A 19,001-nucleotide genomic window follows, 5' to 3' on the forward strand; every position below is an offset into this window, starting at 1 on the left:
ATCGAGGAGATCATTTATGAAACAATTCAAAATTGCGGTCATCGCAGGAGATGGCATTGGCCCTGAAGTGATTAATGAAGGCATAAAAGTATTAAAAAAAGTGGCTGAACTGGATTCAGGTTTTCAATTGGATTTCACATACTTCCCATGGGGCTGCGAATTTTATGCCGAAAATGGTAGAATGATGGATGATGATGGGATCGAAAAGCTGAAAGCGTTTGACGCGATTTATTTGGGAGCGGTCGGGTTTCCGGGCGTTCCAGACCATATTTCACTATGGGAGCTATTATTGAAAATCCGTAAAAGTTTTGATCAGTATGTCAATATCCGGCCCGTGACATTATTAAAAGGGGCTCACTTGCCTCTTGTTGATGTGAAACGTGAAGATATTGATATGCTGTTCATCCGCGAAAACAGTGAAGGTGAATATTCTGGCGCAGGAGATTGGCTGTTTAAAGGGCAGGAACATGAAGTTGTTCTGCAAAACGGTGTGTTTTCCCGTAAAGGGACGGAAAGGATCATCCGATATGCTTTTGAAACCGCGAAAAAAGAAGGCAGATCGCTCACGAGCATTTCTAAAGCCAACGCCCTGAATTATTCGATGGTTTTCTGGGATCAAGTATTCGAAGAGGTCAGCAGGGAATATCCCGAAGTCGAAACGGCTTCATATCTTGTCGACGCAGCGGCAATGCTGATGATCAAAGACCCGAAGCGCTTTGAGGTCGTTGTCACTTCGAACCTGTTCGGTGATATTTTAACAGACTTAGGAGCAGCGCTTGCTGGAGGAATCGGCCTTGCTGCCGGTGCCAACATTAATCCTGAAAGGGAATTTCCATCGATGTTCGAACCAATTCACGGCTCAGCTCCTGACATTGCAGGCAGGGGTATCGGAAATCCGCTTGCCTCCATTTGGTCAGCAAGCCAAATGCTCGACTTTTTTGGCTATGAATCACATGGTAAGGTTGTTCTTGATGCGATTGAGCAACTGTTGCTGGAAGCCCGGGTACTCACACCCGATATGAATGGCACGGCATCCACTTCCGAAGTGGGGGACCGGGTAACGGATATCATCGAGTCAATCATTTTATCCAAGGTCTGATGTGAATTTATAAAGGATCATTCAATATACTTGAATGGTCATCGGAATATAATGATGCATCCAAGTGTTAAGCCAATCGTTTATAAAAAAGGAAGAGGCCAAGGCTTGGAAAGAAAAGCACTTGGTCTCTTTGTTTTTACGAAAGGAACACAGAATGGGGATCATTAATTCAAAGTCAAAAGTAACTCAAAACAATGGTATAGCTAAGAGGAGCGGTTATGATGAAAAAAGTTGAAATAGTTGTCGAAAAAAATGTGCCATGCACGATGAGGGACGGTACCGTACTTTATGCGGATGTATACAGACCTAATTTGACTGGGCATTTTCCGGTGTTATTGACCAGGCTTCCGTACAGTAAGGACTTACCGCTCTATTCCCATCGTTATTTGGACACCCATCGTCTTGTTGAAAATGGGTTCGTTGTCATCATACAGGATGTGAGAGGACGATTTCAGTCAGAAGGAGAATTCCGGCCATTCAGCCAGGAAGCAGATGATGGATACGACACAGTGGAATGGGCGGCTTCACTTTCGTATTCTACGGGAAAAGTGGGCATGTTTGGCCTATCCTATTATGGATACACGCAGCTGCTTGCAGCAGAAAAAAAACCTCCACACTTAATCGCCATTTTTCCAGCAATGACGCTGAATGACCAAAGAAATGGAACGGTTTATCGTAATGGGGCTTTTGCTCTCGGCCTTTTTGAAACGTGGACATTGGAATCGATTATGCCTGATTTGCTGAAGCGGAAGTATGAAAAAAATAAGGAAATGACTTCAGAATTTCGAATGCTTGCTGACTCCCTCAACAATATTGAGGAATTGTATGCATATGCACCTATTAATGATTGGCCGCCATTAAAGGTTCTGGACGAAGATAACTTTTTCTTTGAACATTTGAATCACCCAATCGAAGACGAAACTTATTGGCAGAATTCAAGTATTACTGGGAGATTTGATAGGATACAGCTGCCTGCTTTTCATTTGGGCGGTTGGTATGATTGTTTTATCGGCCCTACTCTGGAAAACTACGTGGAAATGAACAAAGTGAATGGCCAACTAAGCAATACTCAAAAACTTATTGTTGGTCCATGGAGCCATGGCCTTTTTTCCTCGGTCCAAGGTGAACGCTCTTTTGGAGTGCACGCGTCCGGGGATTGGATTAACCTTGAAGAAGATATTACCAACCTTCATATTCGCTGGTTTAATCACTGGCTGAAAGGCATCGAAAATGGTATTGAGAAGGAAGCGCCCGTGAAAATATTTGTGATGGGGATTAATGTATGGCGTGATGAAATGGAATGGCCACTTGAACGGACTGAATATACGAGTTATTATTTGCACAGTAATGGAAAAGCGAATACGAAAACAGGTGATGGGCGCTTAAGCAGAAATGAGCAGGAGGGTGAAAAGACGGATTCATATATATATGATCCCCAAAACCCTGTACCGACAAAGGGTGGAGCTACACTTTTTTCCGGCCCACTTACAATGGGGCCATATGATCAGAGCGAAATCGAAAAGCGGAACGACGTGCTTGTTTATACTTCTGAGCCATTGAAAGAAGCACTTGAAGTAACAGGTCCGGTTAAAGTGAAGTTGTTTGCATCAACTGACGCAGCGGACACTGATTTTACTGCAAAGCTTGTGGATGAATCACCGGATGGCACAGTGCTTATTTTAACCGAGGGAATCGTCAACGCAAAATACCGGAACGGCCATCGAGCTGAAAAAGAACTGGATGGGGAAATCGTTGAATACGAAATTAACTTGTGGGCTACAAGCAATGTATTTCTTCCAGGTCATCGAATCTTGCTTGAAATTTCATCGAGCAGTTTCCCGCAATATGCCCCCAACCCGAATACAGGGAAATCAATGATTGAAAGCAGTGAAACAAAAACGGCCAGACAAACGATTTATCATAGCAGGGAATTTCCTTCTCACATTCTATTGCCAATCATTCCTACAAGTGAAAAATGATTATAAATGCAGGGAGGAGACTTCCTTATGTTTGGTTTTCAACATTGTCACCTGTTTAATGAGTTAAAAACAGTTCAGGTGAGGTGATTAAAACTCAGGAATCAGATGATCAATATTAAAAAAACAAAATTGTAAGGCCATTGGGATTCTTAAATCACTAGTATTAAAAGAGTTATAGGTGAATGGTCATGAATAAAAGAGATTGGCATAACTCTTGCAAATAATAAAAGGAAGGGGGGATAAGTTCATCCATTATAATAGATTCCAGGCATAAGGAAATGACATAACAGATGATGCATAATTTTGTCTCTTATGCTATATGTAAGCCAGGGAAAAGGTGATTACACTGGAATCCGACCTGCAACCTTAATTAGAGAGAAAATGATAATAGCAGTTTGAAAATTTGTAATATTGTTTCTTTTTTTGAGGTTAGTAGTGAAGCTACTGCCATTGTGAAGGTGGTTAAGGAACAAGGTGCATAACCCATTTTTTTAAGCGCTTTCACAGTCGTTTCATTAACAGATTTATTAAGAGGGGGACTTCAATTTGAAGAAAATCATTGTGCTGCTCAGCGTCATACCCGCGATTGGCTCATTATCCGTGATTAACCGTGTGGAGCCATATATATTCGGTTTGCCTTTCATTATCTTTTGGTCCACAGCCTGGCTTATTTTGACATCCATCTGCCTTTATATTAGCAGTGTGATCTGTGATAGACAGGAGGAGAATAAATGAACAGTTCCATATTAATCATCATCATGACTCTTGTTTTGGCTTTTTACTTAGGTATCCGCGCAAAAAAGGGGCGCGAAATGAAGCTTGACCAGTGGGCAGTCGGGGGGAGGAACTTCGGTTCTTTAATCATGTTCGTTCTGATGGCAGGAGAGATGTTTTCGACTTTTGTGTTTCTTGGCGCCAGCGGAGCGGCATACCGTATGGGCGGTCCCACTATCTATATATTTTGTGCTCTTACTTACATCGTTCCTTTCTGGATTTTACCCCCTATTTGGCGCTATGCGAAAAAACATAATGTGCTGACGCAATCTGACTTTTTCACAAAAAAGTATAATAGTAAGCCATTGGGACTTCTGGTTGCTGTTATCGGGGTCCTATCAATGATTCCCTATATCGTATTACAATTAAAAGGCTTTCAAATCATCGTTTCCGAAGCATCATATGGATTGATTCCCCCAACGGTTGCTGTTTGGATCGGAATGCTCTGCGTAACTGTTTTTGTATATGTGTCAGGTATTCATGGTTCGGCCTGGACGGCAGTATTGAAAGATATCCTCATTCTTGTCGTAATTGTGTTTTTGGGCATTTATTTGCCAATACATTACTTCGGTGGAATACAACCAATGTTCGAAACTCTTGAAGCAACAAAACCGGGATTCTTATTGCTTCCGGATGAAGGGTTTAGCATCTCTTGGTATATTTCCCTTTGCCTGACCATCGCATTGGGCCAATATATGTGGCCGCATTGCTTTGGAGCGAGTTTATCTTCCCAAAACGAATCGGCTCTCAGGAAAAACTCTGCCATTTTACCTCTGTATCAAATCATTCTGGTTTTCATTCTTTTTATCGGTTTTACGGCGGTTTTGCAGATACCGAATCTACAAGGCGGAGATACCGACCTTGCCTTATTTAAAATCGCGAAAGATGCTTTCCCGCCCTGGATTGTTGGCGTTGTCGGAGCAGCAGGCATGCTTGCAGCCCTTGTACCATGCTCGATGTTAATTTTGACGGCAGCCACGATTTTATCAAAGAATATTTATAAAGCCGTTAAGCCTGACACATCGAATGAACAGCTTGCCAAACTAACCCGTATATTTGTTCCAATCGTATCATTGGTCTCCTTAATCTTTACATTCTATGGAGGTAATACGATGATTGCGTTACTGACCATGGCTTACAGTTTTGTCCTGCAGCTTTTCCCTCCTTTAGTATTCAGCTTGCTTAAGAGAAATCCGGTAAGTAAAGCGGGGGCCTCTGCAGGAATGATTTTAGGGGTGGTGTTGGTCGCTTACTTTACTCTGGCAGAGGCAACAATGGCCACTTTATTACCGAAGGCACCACATTTCATACAGGATCTTGATATAGGGATCGTCGCCATTACCTTTAACCTTATCGTCATGCTGGCTGTTAGTGCTTTTACAAGAAAAGACCAACAAATGGTTCAGGAAGAAGAGCCGGTTAAACGAATAATCACTTCTTGATCAATGGAAGCGTGGTATTGGAAACCGTCCTATTCGCCTTATCTTCTATGACTATCGATAAAGAATTGGGGTGCGTCTTCTATAAAGAACCATACAAAAAAGGATAGCCTTTAAAAGCTATCCTTTTTGTAGTTTTCAACCATTAATTTGCATAATTAATACGTAACTAAAGGAAATGTGTTAAGTTGGACTAAAATGATTATGGAGGCAGCGATGAAATACGAGATTATCTTATTTGATGTTGATGATACATTGCTAGACTTTGGGATATCGGAAAAAAAAGCACTGCATGAAGTCTTCTTGGAGTTCGGTTTGCCCACAGGGGCGGAGGATTATGCGGGATGCTACCAAGAAATCAGCCAGGTATTATGGAGGGACTTGGAACAGGGGCGTATTGATTTAACAAATCTGGGAGTGGAAAGGTTCAAGCGATTGTTCCTGAAGCATGGGCTTGATATCGATGCGGATGCGTTCAGCGGTGCGTACCTTGGACATTTGGGAAAGGAAATACATCTTCTGCCCGGGGCTTTAGAGGTTTGCGAGAAGCTTGGAGGATGCCGGCTGGCTATTATAACAAATGGCTTCACAACAGTGCAGACAGCAAGAATCGGGGGGTCACCCCTTTGCAATACCTTTGAGACTTTGATAATTTCCCAAGAGGCTGGGTTTCAGAAGCCTGATAGAGGGATTTTTGATTATGCATTTTCCAAGTTAAAGATCACGGATATATCGAAAGCGTTGATGGTGGGTGACTCCTTGACATCAGATATACAGGGCGGTTTGAATTATGGAATGGATACATGCTGGTACAATCCCCATCAAAAGGATAATAATCTGGGAATCAAGCCCACATATGAAATCCGGACGCTTTCTGATCTTTTGGATATTGTAGGAAGCAAGGAAGTATAGCTAGGTATATGCATTCAAAATAACAGAGGCCGCTCGTCCGTGATAGGACGTGCAGCCTCTGTTATTACTCATGCCAGAGATTTTATAATCAGTTCAAATCCAGCTCATGTGGTTTGAGTGTTTTATCCTTTTCCATCCTTCTGCTGAAATGCGGTGATAATATACAAAGCGCCAGGGAAATTGCGAGACCTGCCATCATGAATCCGCCAAATACCAAAGGGGATGGGCCATATGATTCAGCCATGGCAGTCCAGATGAGCGGACCGAAACCTGCAATGGCTGCCGCGACTTGATAACCGACAGATAATCCAGTATAACGGACCTTGGCTGGAAAGAGCTCTGAGAATAATGTCCCTTGTGTAGAAAAAATGGCCCCCCAGATGACGCCGAGTACAACTGCCTGCATAATGTAGAACCAGCCAACCCCACGCCCAATCATTGTGAAATATGGGATGGCCAAGACGAAAAGGAGAATCAGGCCCCCAAAATAGATGATTTTTCGATTGATGAAATCTGAGATGTAACCAATGACAGGAATGGTAATTAGCATTGTAGCGCAGCCAATCGTTAAACCGGTAAGGGCTGAATCTTTGGAATAACCAAAATACAGTGTAGTAAAGACGAGAACATAGGACATGATGAATACATTGAAGAACCCGTCCCCAATTTTTAGTCCGATCACTTGCAGCACACTTCTCCAATCGTGTTTCAACGTTTCAATAATGGGAACCTTCGCAAGATCACCGCTATCTTTCTGCTGCTGGAACTCCGGCGTTTCTTCAATGCCACTCCTTACCCAGATTGCCAATGCGATCAGTACACCGCTTAAAAGAAATGGAATCCGCCAACCCCAAGCTAAAAATTGGGCATCGGTTGTCAAGGAACTGATAAGGGTTAGGCTGAATGAACCGGCAACCAAACCGATGGGGACCCCTAGTTGGGGAATGGATCCATATAACCCACGGACACCCTTTGGAGCAGATTCCGTTGCCAATAGGATGGCTCCGCCCCATTCACCTCCCAAGGAAATTCCTTGAATCAACCTCAGCACCACCAAGATGGCGGGGGCGGCCAACCCAACCTGGGCATAAGTGGGAAGAACACCGATAAGCATTGAACTCCCTCCCATACCAATAAGGGTGAACATGAGTGCTGCCTTCCGTCCGATGCGATCACCCATATGGCCGAATAGGATACTTCCGATTGGCCGGGCAGCGTAACCAGCCCCGAAAGTGACAAAGGCGAGAAGAAGTGAAATCGCAGGATCATGATTGGGAAAGAATAGAGTTGTAAAAACTAGGCCTGTTGCTGTCCCGTATAAATAGAAATCATACCACTCAATAACGGAACCAGCTAAACTAGCGAAAAGAACGCGACTTTTTTTCATGGAAATGCTCCTTTAATGCGTAGTATTTCATCAAAATTGTTTACAGCAATAAATAAAGCTGAAATGAACAAAAATGATGCTTAAGGAATATAAGTAAAAAAATGGATTATTTAGATTATTTTAGAGGGCCTTTCCATACCGGTCAATATATTTCTGATTTTTCTGAAAAAATGAAGCGAATAACATAGCTCTCATCACCTGTATTGGAATATAATTCGTTCTAAAGTAATGGGAATAATGATTTAATCTTCCCGGATAAAATGAAAAAGTCTTAACTAAGGTGGAAAATTAAACTCAAAACATTTAGAATTTTTTATGTATAGAAGAGTGGCAAAGTGGAAATCATGTGGATAAGGAAATGAAAAAGAGGAAAGGATAAGATTTAAAGAAATAATAATAATCTCCAAGTTATTTAGTATAATAGAAAAAAGGTTAAGGAGTTGGTTTCGTATGGAGAAGCAATTGCCAGGAACATCGCTTGAACCTGAAGAGATGGCTGAAATGGTTTTAAAAAAGGCCCTTAGTGATTACCGGAGAGCACAAATCGAAAAAGAAATCGATGACTCATTAAGAAATCGTGATAAGGAAGAGTTCCTTCGTTTAACTGAAATATTGAAGGGCATTTCATGAAATTTCATACACTGTGAACAAGACAAGTAGTAATGATATTGAAAGTACACCTAAAAGCCAGCACTGCTTGATAATTTAAATATGATGAAGATGAAGCTTTATATAACTGGAACATTCTAATTAAATAGCAATCTATAGTATTATAATATTTTACATTGTAAGCGCTTTCTTGTATAATCAAATAAAGAAAACGATGGAGAGTAGATGTAAGTGGACTAATGGCGGGATACACAGGTATTAGTGACTGAAATGTTCATGCACCGGGATAATACTAAAAGGGGGAAAAGATATGAAAAAGGATGGAGTGTCGTTAATTGAATTTGTTCAGGATGATCGATTTGAACTGAGCTCCTATATTACTTCTTTATTTAACAAACTTAATGACTATGTTCCCAAAAGTCTTAAAGATAAAAGGTGAATGACAATAAAAAATGGGTCAGGAAGATCTGCATGACTTTCTGATTCATTTTTTATTTTGTTTTTGGGATTTAGAGTTCTAAGGCCCCAAGTCAAAGGCGCAATAATTGATAATGAGCATCGTTATCGACTAGGTGAAAAAAGTACGACGCGGCAATGAAGAGGTCATCATTATGATCAATTGGGAGTCGGGGGCGCATTGGAAGCAGTGGGAAAAGAGTGAAGCCCATATCGCAGGCCATAAAGCAAACCTTGGGAAACCAAAGCCTGAATATATCGTCAGTTCGGAAGGATCATTATATGAAGTGAAGGCTATTAAAAAGGCAGTGAAATAACTTACTATCCTTTTTTTAGATTCCGTACATTAGAAAAGTTAAGTTACTGGGTGGAATATCACATTTCTCAACTATCGTGTCGCATAGGGATGCGGAATGGTGGCCGTTCACATACAATAGCTTACCTTCACTAAAAATTCAGGCTCCCATTATGGGTGCCTCTTTTTGTTGATGGAATCATCTCAAAATAGGTTTATGTTATTCCTAATCTGCTGATATAGTAAAATATTTTTTTAGAATGGTGTCTTTGATGGAAAAGTGAAGAGTGGGAGAGCAGGAAGGTCGTTTAGTATGTTAATATTTATGAACTAATAAGTGGTTTAGTTCTAAGGATGGCTAGGATTCCTAAGATAAAATCAATTAAGTTTAGAAATATTAATATTTAAAAATACCATTAAGATGTCTTTAAAGTAGTGGTTAGTTTATCTGAAACCAAGACCGGTCCCAGTTGGGATTTGATTACGATTCGTGCGCCAGGTTAGGTGTTCACCTTTTTCTTCAGGTGGAACCCCTGAAAGAAATGAAATCGATTTTATTTGACGACGATCCTTATATTGGCTTGATGGTCAAAAAAAAATATTAAAAAGGCAACGAACCTATTGCTGACATTAATGAAAGGCGGAACCATTGAAAAGAAAAAATTCGTTCTGGAAGATGAGTTGATCATCCGCGAATCTTGGGGTTCCAAATTGGAAAAAAGCTTGAATGCATAAAATGTTTGACAAGATTGCTATGTTAGTAATTGAAGGCTTCCATTTATGGGAGCCTTTTTGCATGTCGACTAAGATGTGAAAAAACCACATTTTTGGGGAAACATACAAGGATGAATTTTTCAGTATGAATTATTGAGTCTATAAAGCAGAGAAACAACCGGAGCTACAGGAGCGATAGGAATAACAGGTGAAACCGGTCCAACAGGAATAGTGGGGGCAACCGGTTTCCGCTTATGAGTAACAAAAATTCAGGGTCATTCACAGTGAATGGAACCAACACTGTGTTTACCGTTCCTGTGAATGGTCGCTAACAGGTGTTGCAGAAGCTTCACTGACTATCATTCGATTAATTAATGTAAACTTTAACCGTAATAATATGGAAACGTAAATGATATTTGTGAATCCCATTCATCTTGAATGTGGATTTTTTTGATTGAATGTTTAGGGCTTTTTAATTGGCATTATTTCCGATTCAAAGTTTTCACTTTGAATTGCCGGCATATAAGGTTTCAAAAAGCGCCCTTAGCTTGAATTCATTTATGACTAAAGGTTAAGGACCATTCAAGGTCAGCAGGGATTCTAGTCCAGATGAAATTACAAATACTTTTTGTATTTCTTTAATTTATAGATGACTGTTGGCTGGCTGATGCCCAAATGTTCTGCCATTTCGTATGTGGTTTTACATTTTTCCCATGCTTTTGCAATCAGTTGCCTTTCAACCTTTTCCAGTGTCTTCTTTAAATCGAAATTCTCTTTACAATCCTGTTCGATTGCAAGGAAGTTGGAGTCTTCAGGCTGTTCAATTTGCCCTGTGATGGATTGCGGAAGGTGTTCGGGAAATATAATTGGTTCTTCGATGGTCAGGATCAACCGTTCAATTAAGTTTTCTAATTCCCGTATATTTCCGGGCCAATGATAATGAGTCAAAACTTCATAAGTCGATGGATGGATTTTTTTGAATTTCTGGTATTTATCACTGGTTTTCTGTAAGTAATGCTGAATTAAGAGAGGGATATCTTCTTTACGTTCATGTAATGCCGGAATTTGGATGGGAATCACATTCAAACGATAAAATAAGTCCAATCTAAACTTACCTTGACTTACCATCTCCTTCAAATCTTGATTAGTTGCTGCAACCAGGCGGAAGTTAATATGGTTTTCTTTTTTTCCACCGATGCGCTTTATCTTTTTTTCCTGTAATACTTTCAGTAATTTAGCTTGCATGGCAAGTGGGAGTTCCCCGATTTCATCCAAGAAAAGAGTTCCGCTGTCAGCCTGCTCAATCAGGCCTTGCCTCCCTTGTTTATTTGCCCCTGTAAATGATCCCGGCTCATAGCCAAATATTTCCGATTCAAACAAGCTATCAGGTATCGTACTGCAATTCACTTCGATAAAAGGTTCTTTCTTTCGGTTGCTTTGGTCATGAACAGCACGGGCAAAAGTGCTTTTCCCTACCCCGGAAGGTCCTAATAAGAGAATCGTGGCATCGGTTTTTGCAACATTATGGATCGTTTTTAAAATATGCTTCGTTTCATTACTTCTAGCAATCAAATAATGGTAATCCAGTTCCTTTTCTCTTAAATCCTCGACTTCCGTTTGATAGCCTTTTACTTTTCGTTGTAATTGTTCAAATTGATCCTGCAATTGCAGGATCTCGGTTTGATCCTGACCATAGCTGATTACCCTAACGAGTAGTCCTTCCTTATTAAAAATGGGATAGCCAGTCGACATGACAACATGACCCGTTTTCGTTTCCTGCATTATGCGCTTCGCTTTCTTTTCTTTTAAAACAATCGCATTGATGGAAGGTGTGAGAAGGCCCTCGCTTTCTAATTGATAGACGGAGGTACCGATATAAGAGTCACTTTCCATACCATAAATCTCCCAAAGCTTTGGGTTGGAATATAAAATGATTCCATCTTGATCGGTAATGAGAATGTTATTATTCGATGTTTCAATAATCTTATTTAGTTCTTCCTCCAGCATGTCGTCGTACATACATTCCGCTCCTTTCGGTTTTGGGATGCTGTTTAATTAAAATATAAATCAAATAGTCTAAATAATCAAAAATTAAATCAAAAAACAAGAAAATGATTAAGTTTTTAATCATTTGATGAAACAAAATAATGAAAAGCCTTATATACCGCAGCGAAATAGTTGGCCTGAATCTTGCTTAAGTAAAAGGTAAGAAGAGAATTTCCAAACAAGGTGTTATATATGTCCATTCTATTTGAAAAGATGGAAGTTTGTATGACATCTGCCATTGCAGTGGAGTGAAAAATAATAATAGCAGAATTAGAATTTAGGAGGATGTTACATGATGAAGTATCAACCGAAAGACTCATTCAAATCACCCCGTTTTTGTGGAGTGCGTACGTTTATGAGGCTCCCATTTGTTGAACGGGTAGATGAACATATGGATTTTGTCATTACGGGAATTCCATTTGATTCCGGGCAATCATTTAGAACAGGTGCGAGATTCGGACCAGAAGCCATTCGCGATTTTTCAATCCTTTTACGTCCTTATAATCCAGAACAAGATATTAATATTTTTGACTATATATCCGGAATTGATTATGGGGATATTCCGATCATTCCGGGGTATATTTCTGAAACATATAAAAAGATTGAAGAAGAGCTTACCCACGTCATTGAAAAAGGGATCATTCCCATTTCATTGGGAGGCGATCATTCCATTACGCTAGGGGAGTTACGTGCGATCGTAAAAAAACATGGTCCAGTTGCCCTGCTTCAATTCGATGCTCACTCTGATACTTGGGATAGTTATTTTGATCAAAAGTATAATCACGGAACCGTTTTTCGCCGCGCGATAGAAGAGGGTCTCATCGATGTATCACGATCTCTTCAAATTGGTATGAGGGGCGGTCTGTATGGACCGGAAGATCTTCAGGATGCCCGGGATTTAGGTTTGGGCGTTTATACGACAAACGATTATAAACGTATCGGGGTCGAAAAGATGCTAAGGGTCATTCATGAGCGTGTTGCGGATGGTCCGGTGTTTTTATCTTTTGACATTGATTTTTTAGATCCGGTCTATGCTCCAGGAACGGGTACCCCTGAAGTTTCCGGAGCCAGCATTGATGATGCTTTAGCCTTAGTGAGAGGATTGACGAATATAGATTTTGTTGGATTCGACCTTGTTGAGGTTTTACCATCATACGATCACGGACAAATCACGGCTGCCGCAGCAGCTAATATTGTCTATGAATTCATCACACTCATCGCTCTCGCAAAAAAAGGGAAACTGGAGAAAAAAGAGAGAGCCGGAGATTTGGAAACACAGCTTAACAAGTAATTCCTCATTTTTACTGTAAAGAAGGAAGGTATCGGTGAAATCCCTTCCTTCCCTCTTTACAAAGCGATAGAACATAACAAGCCCAAAAGGAGATGTATAAATGCATATTTTGGATATATCGATCATGATTCTATATTTTTCTGTTTTAATCATTGTGGGAGTAATCGGATCCAAACGGGCAAAAACAGCAGATGATTTCATTGTGGCAGGACGTAATCTTGGTCATTTTATGTATTTATCCTGTTTAGCTGCTGTGATATTAGGGGGAGCTTCTACTCTAGGAACAGCAAAGTTAGGTTATCAGTTTGGGATATCCGGTATTTGGCTAGTGGTGATGATCGGGCTCGGCATTATTGCCATCGGGTTGTTTTTAACAAATAAGATCTTTGATTTAAAAGTATTGACAATCAGTGAAATGCTTGAGAAGCGCTACAACTCTCAAACAAGATTGATCAGTGCCCTTGTCTCTGTTATCTACACATTCATGCTGACTGTAACGCAAGTAATTGGGATGGGGACAATTTTACATGTTTTGGCTGGCTGGAACTTAACGGTGTCCATGATAGTCGGGGGTGGGATCGTTTTATTTTATACAATTTTAGGAGGTATGTGGTCAGTCACCATGACTGATGTCGTGCAATTCGTCATCATGACGATCGGCATTTTCTTTATCATGCTTCCGATGAGCATCTCTAAGGCAGGAGGGTGGGGCTCGCTTAAAGAAAATCTTCCTGCATCACATTTCGAGTTAGGCAATATTGGCGGAGAAACAATTTTTCAATATTTCCTACTATTTACTCTAGGGGTAGTTGTTGGCCAAGATATTTGGCAGCGTCTTTTTACCGCACGAACCAAAGCTATCTCCCGGGGTGGAACGGTAGGAGCGGGAATATATAGTGTTTTTTATGCGATTGCAATCAGTATCATTGGAATGTGCGCTTTTATTATCCTTCCTAATTTAGGCGATCCACAAAATGCATTTACTAGTATAGCGATGGAAACTTTACCTGCTGGTCTATTGGGGGTTGTCATTGCGAGTGTGGTATCTGCCCTTATGTCCACAGCTTCAGGAACTTTGCTTGCTTCGTCCACTTTAGTTGTTAATGACATCATTAAAAAATATATCGGTCCAGGAATGAGTGAACGTCAATTTTTAAAAACATCTCGAATTACAACTTTAACGATTGGTGTATTGACGATAATCGTTTCGATATGGATACAAGATATTTTAGTTGCACTGGATGTAGCTTACGCAATCTTATCCGGCGCTGTGTTCTTTCCAATCATTCTTGGCTTCTTTTGGAAGAGAGTCACGGCTAAAGCTGCATTCTACTCCATTCTAGCTAGCATGATCGTTATTATTGTTGGATTGGTCATTAATGGACCTTCCTCCACTCAACCCATTCTATACGGACTCGCTACTAGTTTTGTTGTCATCACTACCCTTACTTTTCTCAGCCCCAATAATGAGGTAAAGCAAGATGTAAAGGATAATGCGGACATGGACACCATGGCTAATTGATGGTAGGCAAAAAATGAGGAAACAGAATCGAGGAGGAAAGAAAAATGACAAAGACAATTTCCCTGCAACCCGCAACATTCAATACAATGGAAGAGGAACGAACTCACCGGAAGGAACGTTTGGCAGCTTCATTCCGCCTTTTTTCAAAGTTCGGTTTCGATGAAGGGATAGCTGGCCATATTACCGTCCGTGATCCTAAATATACAGACCATTTCTGGGTCAATCCGTTTGGGATGCATTTTAGTCAAATTTCCGTTTCGGATCTTATATTGGTTAATCATAAAGGTGATATTGTAGAGGGTGAACATTCTGTGAATGGTGCTGCCTTTGCCATTCATTCTGAAATCCATAAAGCGCGACCGGAAGCGATTGCTGCGGCACATGCTCATTCGGTCTATGGAAAGACATGGTCTTCCTTAGGAAGACTGCTAGATCCGATTACGCAAGATGCCTGCCAATTTTACAATGACCATGCATTATTTGATGATTTTACTGGTGTGGTTTATGCATCCGAAGAAGGAAAGCGCATTGCTAAGGCTTTAGGTCAATACAAAGCTGTCATCCTCCGCAATCATGGATTGTTAACGGTCGGCCAATCTGTAGATTCAGCTGCTTGGTGGTTCATAACGATGGAACGTTCATGTCAAGCACAGATAATGGCTGAATCTGTAGGTAAGCGGATTTTTATAGAAGAAGAGTATGCAAAGTTAACGGCAGAACAAACGGGAACGGAATATGAGGGTTGGCTGAGTTTTCAACCTCTTTGGGACAGAATCAGAAAAGAGCAACCAGATTTCTTGAAATGATCATAAAGCACGGCATGGTATAATCGCAACGGATTGCCTTCCCATAAAAGAGGGAAAAGGGAATCGGAGGTTCTTGAGGAGGTTTTATAATGTCTGGTTCTAAGAAAATAGCACCTTCACTTTATATCAGGGTCGATATACCGGAAAAATACATCAATGAGTTTAAGGCGATTTGTTCAGAAGTTGTTGTCGAGCCATGGGAATTCGGCGAACCTGAACCACAGCCAACAGTTGATTTATCAAAGTTTGATGTCCTTTATACGCTGGGGCTTCATGATAATCTTAACATTATAAAAAAAGCTCCAAGGATTAAATGGGTCCATTCAGACAGTGCTGGGGTTGAGGCCATGCTGAATGAAGATATACAGAACAGTGATGTCATCATCACCAATGTCAAAGGCTGTACATCTGTCCCGATAGCCGAGCATACAATTGCGATGCTATCTTCGTTAGCAAGAGGCGTACCGACAATGATCAGAAATCAAATAAACAAAACCTGGGTTGAAATTCCTGTGAAAGATCTTGAAAATGCGACAGTGGGGATAATTGGGTATGGTGATATTGGCTATGAGATAGCGAAGAGATGTAAAGCACTGGGTATGACCGTTATTGGGTGCCGCCGGAATCCCTCCAAGAGGAACAAAGAATATGAACCTGCGGATTTGATAATGGGTATGGATCAAGTGGATGAGGTCCTTTCCAGGTCCGATTTTGTCGTCTTGGCACTCCCGTTTACAAAAGATACCTCATACTTTTTTAATAAAGAACGCTTAAATAAAATGAAAAAAGGCAGCTATGTAATTAATGTCGGCCGCGGTAATACGATTGTGGATGAAGATTTAATTGATTCCTTGAGCAATGGGCACATAGCAGGAGCGGCTCTAGATGTGTTTGAAGTAGAACCTTTACCTAAGGATCACCCTTTCTGGCAGCTGGAAAATGTCATGGTTTCCCCACATAATGCTTACAACTCTTCCAAATACCTAGATCGTGTGATGGAATTATTCTTGAAAAATTTAAAGCTTTTTTCTGACGGTAAACCCCTAATAAACGTTGTGGAAAAAAAACTTGGTTATTAACAGTAATCGGTCTTTTGAAAAGAAAGTTTCAACGATCAATCATAAGAATTAAGTACGAGGGCAGACCCTGATGGGTTTGCTTTTTTTGTTTAAAAGCCACTGCTTCATCTTTTTCTTGTATAGGACAATCTCTGATCAGGAAAAGCTGGATATAAGGAGGCGATGTATGAATGGGTACTTTCGAAGTTATTTCCCTAATGCTAAGCTTTGGCATGTTTGTAATTGCTATTCTTGATTTCAAAAATCATGACAAGAATCCTTGAAGATAATGATGGCCGGCCGAATATTTTGATTATTATTGGAAGCGTTTTAAAAAAGTAGCGGATTGTAGGTATTGATTCCTCGATTTTTTAAACTTGCAGAGAACACCATTATGAGGTGTTCTTTTTGTTTTCAATGAGTTCAATAGCATATTCCATTCATAGGCTTTGTCATTTTTGACAAAACAATGATATCCAAGTATAGTCTCTAATAGACCGGTTGATATAATTTTAAGGAGTGATCCAGCTATGGCAGAAAAACGAAACTCGAAAGACATTCTTATTGAGGCTGCTTCCCGACTTTTTCGGATACGTGGATATTACGGTGTAGGGCTCAAGGACATTATTGAGGAAAGTGGCATCCCAAAAGGTTCGCTGTATCATTATTTTCCGAAAGGCAAAGAAGAATTGGCGATCGAGGCGATTATTCATACAAAAGAATTCGTGATAGATGAAATTAAACGGGGATTTGATGAAATTGAAGACCCTATCAAAGCCATTCAGTCTCATATTTTTCGTTTATCCGAGGTATTTGGTGATAGTGAAAATCTATTAGGACTGCCAATCGGGACGATTGCAGCGGAAACATATACGACGAGTGAGCAGATAAGAACGGCTTGTCAAGAAGCGATAGAAGATTGGCAATCCATATATGTGAAGAAATTACTCGAGGCGGAATTCAGTGAGAAACGGGCAAAAGAATTGAGTATCGTAATTAATGCTTTAATTGAAGGCGGTATCCTTTTATCCTTAACGGCAAAAAACGGGGAACCTCTCCAAGCCATTGCGGAACAGATACCATTATTGCTGATAAATAAATAAATAAATAAGTCATGCGGAAAAATTATCTTAAGCTTAGGTCGAACAGTTAGTAATTGGAGGAATTATTTTATGTCTGCAGATGCAACACAGCAACAAAACCCAGTCATTAGAACGACCCCTATATTAATTGCATTTTTAATTGCAGGGTTCATTGGGTTATTCAGTGAGACGGCATTAAACATGGCGCTGGGGGATCTAATTCAAGAATTCAATGTCAGTCCTTCCACCGTGCAATGGCTGACAACGGGTTACTTATTAACATTAGGGATATTGGTTCCCGTTTCGGGACTCTTGATTCAGTGGTTCAATACTCGTCAATTATTCATTGCCTCAATGGTGTTCTCCATCATTGGGACGCTCATTGCAGCAATTGCACCTGGGTTCGGCATCTTGATGCTAGCTCGTGTCATCCAGGCAATCGGAACGGGTCTTTTATTACCTCTCATGTTCAATACCATTTTATTGATTTTCCCTATTCATAAAAGGGGAGCGACAATGGGATTGATGGGGCTGGTGATCATGTTTGCCCCAGCCATCGGACCGACAGTTTCAGGTTTGATTATCGAAAACCTAAAGTGGAATTACATTTTCTGGGTGTCTTTGCCGTTCTTTGTGATCGCTTTACTATTCGGTCTCAAATATATGCAAAACGTTTCAACGATCACCAAACCTAAAATCGATGTACCATCCATTATTTTATCGACCATTGGTTTTGGGGGTATTGTTTATGGCTTTAGTATTGTCGGAGAGCAAGGATGGAGCAATACGATAGTTCTATCTTCGATCATTGTTGGACTTATAGCGCTATTCCTGTTTGCTGTGAGGCAATTCAACATGGACAAACCGATGATTGATTTGCGCGTTTTTAAATACCCGATGTTCACGTTAGGGTTAATAACCGTCTTCATCACCTTCATGATCATCATGTCATCCATGATTCTCTTACCGTTATACCTGCAAACCGGTCTTGCATTAGCTGCGTTTTCTGCTGGGCTTGTACTATTACCGGGTGGAGTGCTTAATGGTATTATGTCTCCAGTTACTGGGCGCATTTTTGATAAGTTCGGGCCAAGAGGGTTAGTGATCCCAGGCTTCATTATCATGATTGTCATGTTATGGACTTTGACGAACGTAACGACTGAAACGACGATCATTATGGTAATCGTCATGCATACCCTCCTTATGATTGGTGTTTCGATGGTCATGATGCCGGCCCAGACAAATGGTCTGAATCAACTGCCGAAAAATCTTTATCCGGATGGAACGGCTCTAATGAATACATTGCAACAAGTATCGGGGGCCATCGGTACAACCGTTGCCATTACAATCATGTCAGCATCCCAAAAAAATTATATGGCAAATGCAGAAGATCCGTTCGATCCATCTGCCATCAGCGGTTCATTGACTGCAGGCGTTCAAGATGCTTTTATTTTCGGTCTTGTCCTTGCAATCATTGGCTTGATCGTGTCGTTTTTTATCAGGACAGCTCGAGACTAATAAGATATTAATGA

General features: G+C 40.6%; 16 protein-coding genes and 1 pseudogene. 15 read left to right on the forward strand and 2 right to left on the reverse strand.

All coding sequences use genetic code 11. The features are described from left to right. The first annotated feature begins 16 nt into the window (after positions 1–16). From AC3ISB_RS04115 to AC3ISB_RS04135, 5 genes are all read left to right on the forward strand, one after another. Positions 17–1,099, forward strand: a complete 1,083-nt coding sequence (locus AC3ISB_RS04115) for a tartrate dehydrogenase (protein WP_098370894.1) — start codon at positions 17–19, stop codon at positions 1,097–1,099. Positions 1,100–1,317: 218 nt separating this feature from the next. Next, the gene (locus AC3ISB_RS04120) at positions 1,318–3,078 is read left to right on the forward strand and encodes a CocE/NonD family hydrolase (RefSeq protein WP_489275615.1); all 1,761 of its coding nucleotides are present in this window, start codon (positions 1,318–1,320) and stop codon (positions 3,076–3,078) included. 546 nt (positions 3,079–3,624) lie between these two features. Then, positions 3,625–3,813, forward strand: coding sequence for a DUF3311 domain-containing protein (locus tag AC3ISB_RS04125; RefSeq protein WP_089363537.1), 189 nt, complete (start codon positions 3,625–3,627; stop codon positions 3,811–3,813). Beyond that, positions 3,810–5,294, forward strand: coding sequence for a sodium:solute symporter family protein (locus AC3ISB_RS04130; RefSeq protein ID WP_098370896.1), 1,485 nt, complete (start codon positions 3,810–3,812; stop codon positions 5,292–5,294). Before AC3ISB_RS04125 ends, AC3ISB_RS04130 begins: the two co-directional genes overlap by 4 nt. Before the next feature lie 213 nt (positions 5,295–5,507). Continuing rightward, positions 5,508–6,203, forward strand: coding sequence for a YjjG family noncanonical pyrimidine nucleotidase (locus tag AC3ISB_RS04135; RefSeq protein ID WP_098370897.1), 696 nt, complete (start codon positions 5,508–5,510; stop codon positions 6,201–6,203). Between the two features lie 88 nt (positions 6,204–6,291). Here the strand turns inward: AC3ISB_RS04135 and AC3ISB_RS04140 are convergent, their stop codons facing one another. Continuing rightward, positions 6,292–7,590 (reverse strand): MFS transporter, encoded by a 1,299-nt coding sequence (locus tag AC3ISB_RS04140; RefSeq protein WP_144551773.1) that lies wholly within the window; start codon positions 7,588–7,590, stop codon positions 6,292–6,294. A gap of 450 nt (positions 7,591–8,040) precedes the next feature. Here AC3ISB_RS04140 and AC3ISB_RS04145 point away from each other — a divergent pair, with 450 nt between their 5' ends. The 3 genes and pseudogenes from AC3ISB_RS04145 to AC3ISB_RS04155 all read left to right on the forward strand — a co-directional run. After that, positions 8,041–8,220, forward strand: coding sequence for an IDEAL domain-containing protein (locus tag AC3ISB_RS04145; RefSeq protein ID WP_098370899.1), 180 nt, complete (start codon positions 8,041–8,043; stop codon positions 8,218–8,220). A 289-nt stretch (positions 8,221–8,509) separates the two neighbouring features. Beyond that, positions 8,510–8,638, forward strand: a complete 129-nt coding sequence (locus AC3ISB_RS04150; protein WP_260398103.1) for a hypothetical protein — start codon at positions 8,510–8,512, stop codon at positions 8,636–8,638. 136 nt (positions 8,639–8,774) lie between these two features. Beyond that, positions 8,775–8,972 (forward strand): annotated as a pseudogene (locus tag AC3ISB_RS04155) (antibiotic biosynthesis monooxygenase family protein); the annotation flags it as partial. A 1,307-nt stretch (positions 8,973–10,279) separates the two neighbouring features. Here the strand turns inward: AC3ISB_RS04155 and AC3ISB_RS04160 are convergent. After that, the gene (locus AC3ISB_RS04160) at positions 10,280–11,683 is read right to left on the reverse strand and encodes a sigma-54 interaction domain-containing protein (protein ID WP_286178714.1); all 1,404 of its coding nucleotides are present in this window, start codon (positions 11,681–11,683) and stop codon (positions 10,280–10,282) included. Between the two features lie 319 nt (positions 11,684–12,002). Between AC3ISB_RS04160 and speB the strand changes: the two genes are divergently transcribed. The 7 genes from speB to AC3ISB_RS04195 all read left to right on the forward strand — a co-directional run bounded on the left by speB (position 12,003) and on the right by AC3ISB_RS04195 (position 18,987). Beyond that, complete coding sequence (gene speB / locus AC3ISB_RS04165; RefSeq protein ID WP_480340051.1) at positions 12,003–13,001, forward strand: agmatinase; 999 nt, start codon at positions 12,003–12,005, stop codon at positions 12,999–13,001. Positions 13,002–13,101: 100 nt separating this feature from the next. Beyond that, positions 13,102–14,523 (forward strand): sodium:solute symporter family protein, encoded by a 1,422-nt coding sequence (locus AC3ISB_RS04170; protein WP_141993781.1) that lies wholly within the window; start codon positions 13,102–13,104, stop codon positions 14,521–14,523. A gap of 44 nt (positions 14,524–14,567) precedes the next feature. Beyond that, on the forward strand, positions 14,568–15,329 hold the full coding sequence (locus AC3ISB_RS04175; RefSeq protein WP_489275618.1) for a class II aldolase/adducin family protein: 762 nt from the start codon (positions 14,568–14,570) through the stop codon (positions 15,327–15,329). Between the two features lie 89 nt (positions 15,330–15,418). Then, positions 15,419–16,408, forward strand: a complete 990-nt coding sequence (locus tag AC3ISB_RS04180; protein ID WP_480340050.1) for a D-2-hydroxyacid dehydrogenase — start codon at positions 15,419–15,421, stop codon at positions 16,406–16,408. 170 nt (positions 16,409–16,578) lie between these two features. Then, complete coding sequence (locus AC3ISB_RS04185; protein ID WP_220126990.1) at positions 16,579–16,671, forward strand: putative holin-like toxin; 93 nt, start codon at positions 16,579–16,581, stop codon at positions 16,669–16,671. A gap of 246 nt (positions 16,672–16,917) precedes the next feature. Continuing rightward, positions 16,918–17,490, forward strand: coding sequence for a TetR/AcrR family transcriptional regulator (locus AC3ISB_RS04190; protein WP_480340049.1), 573 nt, complete (start codon positions 16,918–16,920; stop codon positions 17,488–17,490). Between the two features lie 69 nt (positions 17,491–17,559). Then, the gene (locus AC3ISB_RS04195; protein WP_480340048.1) at positions 17,560–18,987 is read left to right on the forward strand and encodes an MDR family MFS transporter; all 1,428 of its coding nucleotides are present in this window, start codon (positions 17,560–17,562) and stop codon (positions 18,985–18,987) included. Positions 18,988–19,001: the final 14 nt, after the last annotated feature.

It is taken from the genome of Peribacillus sp. GL_122, assembly GCF_057835005.1.

Bases quoted from the DNA above. Each gene is read 5' to 3' on its own strand.
- AC3ISB_RS04115 (WP_098370894.1), top strand. From the start codon at position 17: ATGAAACAATTCAAAATTGCGGTCATCGCAGGAGATGGCATTGGCCCT.
- AC3ISB_RS04120 (WP_489275615.1), top strand. From the start codon at position 1,318: ATGATGAAAAAAGTTGAAATAGTTGTCGAAAAAAATGTGCCATGCACG.
- AC3ISB_RS04130 (WP_098370896.1), top strand. From the start codon at position 3,810: ATGAACAGTTCCATATTAATCATCATCATGACTCTTGTTTTGGCTTTT.
- AC3ISB_RS04135 (WP_098370897.1), top strand. From the start codon at position 5,508: ATGAAATACGAGATTATCTTATTTGATGTTGATGATACATTGCTAGAC.
- AC3ISB_RS04140 (WP_144551773.1), bottom strand. From the start codon at position 7,590: ATGAAAAAAAGTCGCGTTCTTTTCGCTAGTTTAGCTGGTTCCGTTATT.
- AC3ISB_RS04145 (WP_098370899.1), top strand. From the start codon at position 8,041: ATGGAGAAGCAATTGCCAGGAACATCGCTTGAACCTGAAGAGATGGCT.
- AC3ISB_RS04150 (WP_260398103.1), top strand. From the start codon at position 8,510: ATGAAAAAGGATGGAGTGTCGTTAATTGAATTTGTTCAGGATGATCGA.
- AC3ISB_RS04160 (WP_286178714.1), bottom strand. From the start codon at position 11,683: ATGTACGACGACATGCTGGAGGAAGAACTAAATAAGATTATTGAAACA.
- speB (WP_480340051.1), top strand. From the start codon at position 12,003: ATGATGAAGTATCAACCGAAAGACTCATTCAAATCACCCCGTTTTTGT.
- AC3ISB_RS04170 (WP_141993781.1), top strand. From the start codon at position 13,102: ATGCATATTTTGGATATATCGATCATGATTCTATATTTTTCTGTTTTA.
- AC3ISB_RS04175 (WP_489275618.1), top strand. From the start codon at position 14,568: ATGACAAAGACAATTTCCCTGCAACCCGCAACATTCAATACAATGGAA.
- AC3ISB_RS04180 (WP_480340050.1), top strand. From the start codon at position 15,419: ATGTCTGGTTCTAAGAAAATAGCACCTTCACTTTATATCAGGGTCGAT.
- AC3ISB_RS04185 (WP_220126990.1), top strand. From the start codon at position 16,579: ATGGGTACTTTCGAAGTTATTTCCCTAATGCTAAGCTTTGGCATGTTT.
- AC3ISB_RS04190 (WP_480340049.1), top strand. From the start codon at position 16,918: ATGGCAGAAAAACGAAACTCGAAAGACATTCTTATTGAGGCTGCTTCC.
- AC3ISB_RS04195 (WP_480340048.1), top strand. From the start codon at position 17,560: ATGTCTGCAGATGCAACACAGCAACAAAACCCAGTCATTAGAACGACC.